The following is a 6514-nucleotide window of genomic DNA, read 5'->3' as shown; positions in this document are numbered from 1 at the left end:
TCTGTTCTCGGTTTTCATCTTGTAGGGATTCTTGCTTTTTCCCTATCTACCCAGATATTTTTCTTTTTGGCAACCCTTGTCTTGTCAGGTTTTGACCCACTTGTGTCCGTCAGTCAGCCCTTTACCCGTGGCCTTAGTGGCACGTTTCCATTCATACGCTTCACGAATTGGAAGCAAGCTATCGTTTTCCCACAGAAGGTCGGGTCGGGCAGCGTTTTTGGTTTCCATTCATACGCTTCACGAATTGGAAGCAAGTTGTACGGAAAATAAAAAGGAATGTTTTAACATTCCTCGTTTCCATTCAGACGCTTCACGAATTGGGTAGAGTCATAAACTCTAGTTAACAAAAGTCCAGCGTCCTTCCACCTGACCGTCAAGGAGTTGATGAGTACTTAAATATTCTTCAAGAACACCTTGGCTTGAAGTAGTAACAACTTTAGCGTTAGCTATTTCTTCAGGCGTGAGATTCAAACTCTTCAGCGAATTTTGATAATGATAATCTTGCACGCAGATTACATATAAACGATCAGCCTCTACAGGTTGTTCATTAATACTGAAAGATTCAATTGCTTTCTTAGTATTGTTATAAACTACTCGAACACCTTTGCTGATTTGATAACATTGACTTTCCCCAGGCTTTCTGTTTTCTGGGCGCAGAAAATGGGTAAATACCTTTGTCAGTTGCGCTCCAGTAACTTTAATTTTATAAAGAGAACCATCATACGGATAAACCTTCTTAAGATCTTCAAGAGTGACCACAGGCCCTAATTCTTTACCTCGTATGGAACCACTACCGACAAGCACGACATCAATCGTATCTATTTCTAAGAAGATATCAGCGATTAAATTACCTAACTCAGTTTCTTGTTCGCGCACGGGATGAGTCAATTTACGATTTAAACGGCTAACAATACGATTGTACTTGCGATCTACTTGTTCTTTGTAGGTATTGATAAAATTTTGCAAATCTACGTCAGGACTAGCTACCTGATCATTAATAGGAATAAGCTCCCATTTCCATTCGACAATGCTGTTCGTATCGTCGTCTACTGTAATATCGAAACGTCCGATCTGATCAGTCCCAACGGCGGCCTGGGTGATTAAAATGTTGTTTACTTGGGCAGGCTGTTCTAAAAGTGTATGAGAATGTCCACCAATGATCATGTCCACCCCCCACTCAGGGTCTAACATAGCCGCTAACTTTTGATCCTCTTCAAAACCAATGTGAGTTAGGAGGATTGTCAAATCAATATCTTCATTTTTGTAGGTATTACAGATCTTACCAACTTCAGCCGCTGCATCTTCTAGTCCAACAAATGTACCAATGCTTTTGTCCAGCTTTAAGGCACTAAGAACCTCTTCGGTGACAATACCAATGAACATAACATCAAATCCATCTACATTGAGGATGATATAGGGGTTCATCAACCTTTTACCGTACTTTTTAATGTACAAGTTGGCATTAACAATAGGAAAGTTTGCCATTTTTTCTAAGAAGAGCAAATGAGGAAAGCCATAGTCTAATTCGTGGTTTCCTAAAGTCACTACATTAGGTGCTAGGTAATTCATGATTTCCATGGTTGATAAGCCTTTAAATTCGGTATCAATCATCGAACCTTGAAGCATATCACCTGAAATAACATAAAGTGTATTTTTTTCCGTTTGACGCACTTGATTGATATAACCAGAAAGCAATGATAACCCGCCGATCAAACCACCTTGTCCAGTTTTAGCCTCCGCTAAAAAGTCGCCGTGCATATCATTGGAATGTAAAATCGTAAACTTTTTGAGTTTTGTTGTAGTTTCAACCATGAGCCTCTCCAGTAGTTTGAGTTGATTAAATGAAAGAGATAGTTTGATTTGGGTACTGCGAACGGTTTAAAGCTTGGCTTTCTGAATACCGTCAGAAGCTTGGTCTGTGATTTCTTCTAGCCGATCCAGAAAAAGTTCAGCTTTTAGCAGTTTAGGCTCTTCGGTTTGTGTTATGCAATGGAGGGGGGTTATAAAGGATAAAACCCTTACACAGAAAGACATTGCTTCGATTTATGCCCCCTGATCGAATCATGCCAAGTAACGAAGAGCCACAGCCCATAATATAGCATGACTTGCGCCAATGTAAAAACAGGGTGAGAGCATCACTGAGGAGTTCGGGATAGTGACAGTATTCACACTGGAACCTAGCGCGTTGTCGAACAATATGGTGGAGCGATTTAGGAATGACCATTTACTCTGGCGGCAATGACAGCGTTGATGTAGCTGAAAATTTGGTCGAGTTCGCCAATCGCTTCTAGCTCAAGGACTTCCTCTGGGGTGAGATCATCAGCTTTTTTCTTGTCAAGAAGCGTCTGCATCCGATCGCCCAGTTCATCTGTAAATTTGAATAGGGTGAGATTATTAATCTGTTGTACCCGCAATCCTTTGGGAATCAGGCTAGAGGGTTTGACAAGAGCGCTCATGGTTGTAGCTGAACGTAAAGATTTTTCGATCCTAACAAATAGTTCCCGTGAAATAAATGAAAGTATTGCCCTGACACCATTCTACACCCCATTTTCTGAGGGGGGGTTAAATTATCTCCGACAAATAAAAATTATTCTCAATAAGTCAGATTATCAAGCCCCGAACTCCAGAAGTAGAAGGGCATCCGAGGGGGTCAACGAGAGAATACTGATAACTGATAACTGATAACTGATAACTGTTCCTATTGACTAACACCCGCAGATTTAAGGGCTTTGTCCATTAAAATTACATGGGTACTGCTTTCCTGTCCCTGGTTGGCAGCACGACGCTGAATATAACTGCCGTCGGATTGTAATTCCCATGCTTGTCGGTTATCTGACAACATAATGCCGAGAATTTCTTCCAGTTCCTTGGCGATCGCTGGTTCATCAATGGGTGTCACTGCTTCCACGCGACGAGTCAGGTTCCGCGTCATCCAATCGGCGCTACCAATATAAACCTCCTCCTGACCATCATTGTAGAAGTAAAAAATGCGGGAATGTTCCAAAAAGCGGCCGATAATGCTAATTACTCGGATATTTTCGCTTATTTCTGGCAATCCGGGCCGTAAACAACAGATGCCGCGAATAATTAAGTCAATCTGCACGCCAGCACGAGAAGCGGCGTATAAGGCTTCTATAATCGGTTTATCGACAATAGAGTTCATTTTTGCGACAATGCGCCCCGTACCGCCATTTTTACAGTTTTTGGCCTCGCGATCGATCATTGCTAACATCCGTTTTCGCAAACTCACGGGAGCAATTAAAAGTTTGCGATAGGATTGCTGACGGGAGTATCCGGTCAGAAAGTTAAATAAATCGGTGATATCTGCCCCCAAATCCTCGCGACAGCTAAGTAAACCCAAATCAGTGTATAATTTAGCTGTTTTTGGGTTATAGTTACCCGTGCCAATATGGAAATAACGACGGATTTTATCCCCTTCCTTTCTGACCACGAGAACCACTTTCGTGTGGGTTTTTAGACCAACTAAGCCATAAACAACGTGAACTCCGGCTTGTTCGAGCTTTTTCGCCCAACTAATGTTATTTTCCTCATCAAAGCGAGCTTTTAGTTCCACTAACGCCGCTACCTGTTTACCATTTTCCGCCGCCGCAATCAGGGAATTGACAATCGGGGAATCTCCGGAAGTACGATACAAAGTCATTTTAATCGCTAAAACATGGGCATCATGGGCAGCCTGGGCGATAAACTGTTGTACTGAGGCACTAAAGGAATGGTAAGGGTGATGAACGAGAATATCGTTATTGCGAATTAAAGTAAAAATATCTTCGCCATCCTGTTCTAGGATACCGTCTTCGTTACCGTCAACTATTTCTCGCAATCCCTGTAAAACCGTTGGGGTGACAGGATTCCAAGGCGGATCTTTCAGTTCGGGACAGGGTAAAGACAGAAAATAAAATAAATCTTTGTGTCCCAGCAGTCCATCCACATCGTAAACATCGATCTCCTCAAGTCCCAGATCGCGCATGATCCGGTCTTTAATATTGCTAGGGGTAGAACTGTGAATTTCCAGACGTACTGCCGATTTACCGATGCGGCGCTTGCGTACTTCTTCCTCGATCGCTAATAATAAATCATCGGCCTCATCTTCTTCAACGGAGATGTCAGCATTGCGCGTCACCCGAAAAGGATAACATTCTTGAATGATCATGCCGGGGAAAAGTGCCTCTAAATTGTGCATTACCACCTGTTCAAGCGGTACTCCCGTCCAAATCGAAGCTTTTCCGTCTTGGTGGCGTAATTCTTTTGATAATGCCAGAAAACGGGGGAAAACCTGCGGCACTTTCACTCTGGCAAATAATTCTTTATCGGTGTCGGGATCGCGAACGACTACGGCTAAATTGAGACTAAGATTAGAAATATAGGGAAAAGGATGACTAGGATCCACCGCTAGAGGAGTTAAAACGGGGAAAATATTTTGTTCAAAGTAATCATGGAGATAATTGCGCTGTTCTTGATGTAAATCTACATAGTTAATCAGATGAATTCCCTGTTCTACTAAGAGGTTTTTCAGGGTGTGTTCAAAAAGACGATCCTGCTGTTGCACAAGGGGACGCAGACGCTTACTTATCTCGGTTAGCTGTTCCGAGGCAGTCCGGCCATCGGCACTTAAAACGGCTACATTTGCCTCTACCTGTTGTTTAAGAACTGCCACCCGTACCATAAAAAATTCGTCGAGATTGGCACAAAAAATGGCGGTAAATTTTAATCTTTCTAGTAGGGGAGTCCGAGGATCAAGTGCCTCATAAAGCACGCGATGATTAAATTCTAACCAGCTTAATTCTCGGTTAAAGTAATATTGCGAATCTTTAAGATCGATTTCGGAAGTTACGCTAGGAGCTTTAGCCATAGAGTCTAATACCTAAATAATAGATTAAACAGTTAGTAAGAAGCCACTTAAGCCTAAATTTGACTATTTTGGACGTTTTTTTAGGCTACACTGCCCCAGATTAACCAAAGTTACCCTGATTATCTTGGATGCTAATCCTACTGATTCTAGCCTGACTGGGGAAAAAATCAATTTATTAAAAGGTTAAGAAATCAGTCCCGACAGATCAAGGTTAAATTAATCTTTCAGTGCAATTAGAGTGCCAAGAAGAACAATAGGCATAATTTGCTGAGAATATCGTCTTTAAAGCCTTGCTTTGATTATAACACAAAGTCGAGCCGAGCCGATTTGTTAAATATAGCGTTTCCAACTTCAGGCAATAATCCGAATCAGAATATTTGATAAGGATGATGATTAGATTGCCAATTGACCATTAGTGTATATAGGGATTGCTGAAAAAGTACGGGCGAAGCATTCGGGCAATAACCTATCGGTGAAACCGTAGATTTTCTATCCGAATGCTTCGCCCCTACAGGACGCGGGCCGATGAAGTGCCTACATTTCACATTTATTCAGCAAGCCCTAATTAATTTGTCAATATCTATTGACAGCTTCTCTTTGTCAATAAACTTACCAAAATTTAATCCTTCAAACTTTAAATCCAACTTATTTGTCTTAAAGTCCAGAAAACGGGTTTCTCAATAGTTTCTTGAACAAACCCGTTTTCTAGGTGATTTGAGTTGTTTGGTTTTTTGACGGAATTGGTAGCTGCCTAACGCACAGAAAACGGGTTTCTCCGAGAAAACCGTTTTCTAGGTGACTTAGTAAAGTACCAGTAAATCCAGTGATATTTATTAATAAATCATTGCCAGATTGGAAGCCAGCCGTGCTATCATTAATAACGAGGTAAGTTCCAGCTATCGCACCACTGGTTACTTGCACTAAGGTGGCACTATTAACCGCTAATTCTGGATTACCTGTAATCGCTCCATTGGCATCAGTAAATACCTGATTGACTCAATTCTGTAAAGTGGTAGCAGTGCTATTAGCAGCGCGACTGAAACTAATCGGTGCATCCATGGCGAGTCCACCTTGAGTTAATAAGTCAATTTTATCACTATTGATGGCAAAATCTGTGATATGATCGCTTGTTGATATGGTAGATTGACCAAATTGGAAGATGAAAGTATCTGCACCTAAACCACCGGTTAAATTATCAATTACCGCACCTCCATTGATTTGATTATTGCCACTATTTACGGTGATTTTATTGTTACTGGCGTTACCTGTACCGTTAATATTATTAGTGCCAATTAGTCTAAGATTTTCGACATTGTTGGGTAAGGTGCGAGTAATTGCGCTTTGTAGGGTGTCAGTAATAATTACTTGTCCAATTGCTTCGTCGGGATTGATGGTAGCATTAACCGGATTGGAGAGGGTGACGGTGAAGACTTCATCAGGTTCGTTGAGGTTATCATTGAGGATGGGAATGCTAATAGTAGCAGTGGAAGTATTAGGTGCAATGGTGATAGTTCCGGTTTTGCTAGTGTAATAGTTAGTAAAAGTATAGTCAAATATAGACAGACTGAATTCCATTTCAGAAATTCCTTTCACTTTTACTTCGAGAGATTGATTCTCCTTGGGTGAACTACGCACCTCTCTATCCCA

The 6514-nt window shown here is 41.4% G+C and carries 3 protein-coding genes and 2 pseudogenes; 1 reads left to right on the top strand and 4 read right to left on the bottom strand.

Annotated elements, in window-relative coordinates; translation table 11 throughout:
• Positions 1-270: pseudogene (locus EWV68_RS10730) on the top strand (hypothetical protein); the annotation flags it as partial.
• A 66-nt stretch (positions 271-336) separates the two neighbouring features.
• Here the strand turns inward: EWV68_RS10730 and EWV68_RS10725 are convergent.
• From EWV68_RS10725 to EWV68_RS10710, 4 genes and pseudogenes are all read right to left on the bottom strand, one after another.
• Positions 337-1812, bottom strand: coding sequence for a bifunctional metallophosphatase/5'-nucleotidase (locus EWV68_RS10725; RefSeq protein ID WP_002786872.1), 1476 nt, complete (start codon positions 1810-1812; stop codon positions 337-339).
• A gap of 398 nt (positions 1813-2210) precedes the next feature.
• Positions 2211-2456 carry a hypothetical protein gene (locus EWV68_RS10720; protein ID WP_002772702.1) on the bottom strand — a complete coding sequence of 82 codons (246 nt, stop codon included), beginning with the start codon at positions 2454-2456 and terminating at the stop codon, positions 2211-2213.
• A 242-nt stretch (positions 2457-2698) separates the two neighbouring features.
• A complete protein-coding gene (gene ppk1, locus EWV68_RS10715) occupies positions 2699-4867 on the bottom strand; it encodes a polyphosphate kinase 1 (RefSeq protein ID WP_287169754.1) in 2169 nt (722 codons plus the stop codon).
• A gap of 804 nt (positions 4868-5671) precedes the next feature.
• Positions 5672-6397: pseudogene (locus tag EWV68_RS10710) on the bottom strand (bluetail domain-containing putative surface protein); the annotation flags it as partial.
• Positions 6398-6514: the final 117 nt, after the last annotated feature.

The sequence above is a fragment of the Microcystis sp. M_QC_C_20170808_M9Col genome, assembly GCF_007095495.1.
Lineage (GTDB): Bacteria > Cyanobacteriota > Cyanobacteriia > Cyanobacteriales > Microcystaceae > Microcystis > Microcystis aeruginosa.
Note: the sequence above shows the minus strand (reverse complement) of the source record. Positions and strands in the feature narration are given on the sequence as shown.